The sequence below is a fragment of the Mesorhizobium amorphae genome, from assembly GCF_014843845.1.
Taxonomy (GTDB): Bacteria; Pseudomonadota; Alphaproteobacteria; order Rhizobiales; family Rhizobiaceae; genus Mesorhizobium; species Mesorhizobium amorphae_A.
The window spans coordinates 1-1,641 of record NZ_JHQS01000108.1 but is presented as its reverse complement, the minus strand read 5'-3'; the positions used below and the strand labels follow the sequence as shown (position 1 = coordinate 1,641).

Here is a 1,641-nt window from a genome sequence, read left to right as displayed (position 1 = left end):
CACGCGTTCCGGTTCAGGCCGGCTGATCCGCGACCAAGTGAATCAGCCCGGATTCTGCTGTCGCCCGGCCTCAGTGAATATGGTCTGATCCAGTCATGGCGACGACGGCGGACCAGCTTCCCGACGATCCGGACGCGCTGAAGGCGATGGTCCTGGCGCGCAACATCGAGAATGCCCGCCTGATCCAGATCATCAAGGAATTGCAGCGTCACCGCTTCGGCCGCCGTGCCGAGACGCTGCCGGAAGATCAGCTTCTGCTGGGATTGGAAGAGGCCGAGCAAATCGAGGCGGCCGGCAAGGAGGAGAAGGATCAGTCTGCTCCCGCCGAACGTCTGGCAAAGGCTGCGAAGCGCCGGGCCAACCGGGGCGCGCTGCCGCCCCATCTTCCTCGTGTCGAGATGGTCGTCGACATCGAGGATCATGCTTGCCCGTGCTGCCGCAACGGCCTGCATCGGATCGGCGAGGATGTGAGCGAGCGGCTCGACATCGTTCCGGCGCAGCTGCGTGTGATTGTCGTGCGCCGGCCCAAATATGCGTGCCGAGCTTGCGAGGACGTTGTGGTGCAGGCTCCGGCGCCCGCACGGCTGATCGAGGGCGGTTTGCCGACCGAAGCGACGGTCGCCCAGGTTCTGGTCTCCAAATATGCCGATCACCTGCCGCTCTACCGTCAGGCGCAGATCTACGCCCGGCAGGGCATCAATCTCGATCGCTCGACGCTCGCCGACTGGGTTGGCCGCGCCGCCTGGCATCTGCGTCCGGTGCACGAGAGATTGCTTGCAAGCCTGAAGGCTTCACCGAAGCTCTTCGCTGACGAAACCACGGCGCCGGTGCTCGATCCCGGCCGCGGCAGAACCAAGACCGGGCAACTCTGGGCCTATGCCCGCGACGACCGGCCATGGGATGGCGCCGATCCGCCGGGCGTGGCCTATGTCTATGCGCCGGATCGAAAGGCGGAGCGGCCAATCGCTCATCTCGCGGGCTTTGCCGGAATCCTGCAGGTCGACGGCTATGGCGGCTATCGCGTGCTGGCCGACAAAAGCGGCGTGACGCTTGCCTTCTGCTGGGCACACGTCCGTCGGCGCTTCTACGAACTGGCTGCGGCCGGTCCGGCGCCGATCGCCAGCGAGGCGCTCAGACGGATCGCCGCACTCTATAAGATCGAGGACGACATCCGCGGCCGGCCAGCAGACGAGCGTCGCGCCGTGCGTCAGGAAAGAAGCTGCCCGGTCGTCGCCGATTTTGAACCTTGGCTACGCGAGAAACTCGTCCTCATCAGCCAGAAGACGAAGCTCGCCGAGGCCATCCGCTACACGATCTCACGCTGGGAAGGGCTCTCCAGGTTCCTTGACGACGGCCGCGTTGAAATCGACTCCAACACCGTCGAGCGCTCCATCCGACCCATCGCGCTGAACCGCAAGAACGCACTCTTCGCCGGCTCCGACGGAGGCGCCGAGCACTGGGCCGTCATCGCCTCGCTCATCGAGACCTGCAAGCTCAACAGCGTCGAGCCGCTCGCTTACCTCACCGATGTCCTGACCAGCATCGTCAGCGGCCACCCGAATAGCCAGATCGACGACCTGCTGCCTTGGGCCTACATCACGGCGCCCGAGCTCAAGGCCGTGGCCTAAGAACACCGCTTAC

General features: G+C 65.1%; 1 protein-coding gene. It reads left to right on the top strand.

What is annotated here, in order from left to right:
• The first annotated feature begins 95 nt into the window (after window positions 1–95).
• Window positions 96–1,628, top strand: a complete 1,533-nt coding sequence (gene tnpC, locus DH08_RS30240) for an IS66 family transposase (RefSeq protein ID WP_192182915.1) — start codon at window positions 96–98, stop codon at window positions 1,626–1,628.
• Window positions 1,629–1,641 lie beyond the last annotated feature (13 nt).

Coding starts and splice junctions, on each gene's coding strand:
- tnpC (WP_192182915.1), top strand. CDS start 96: ATGGCGACGACGGCGGACCAGCTTCCCGACGATCCGGACGCGCTGAAG.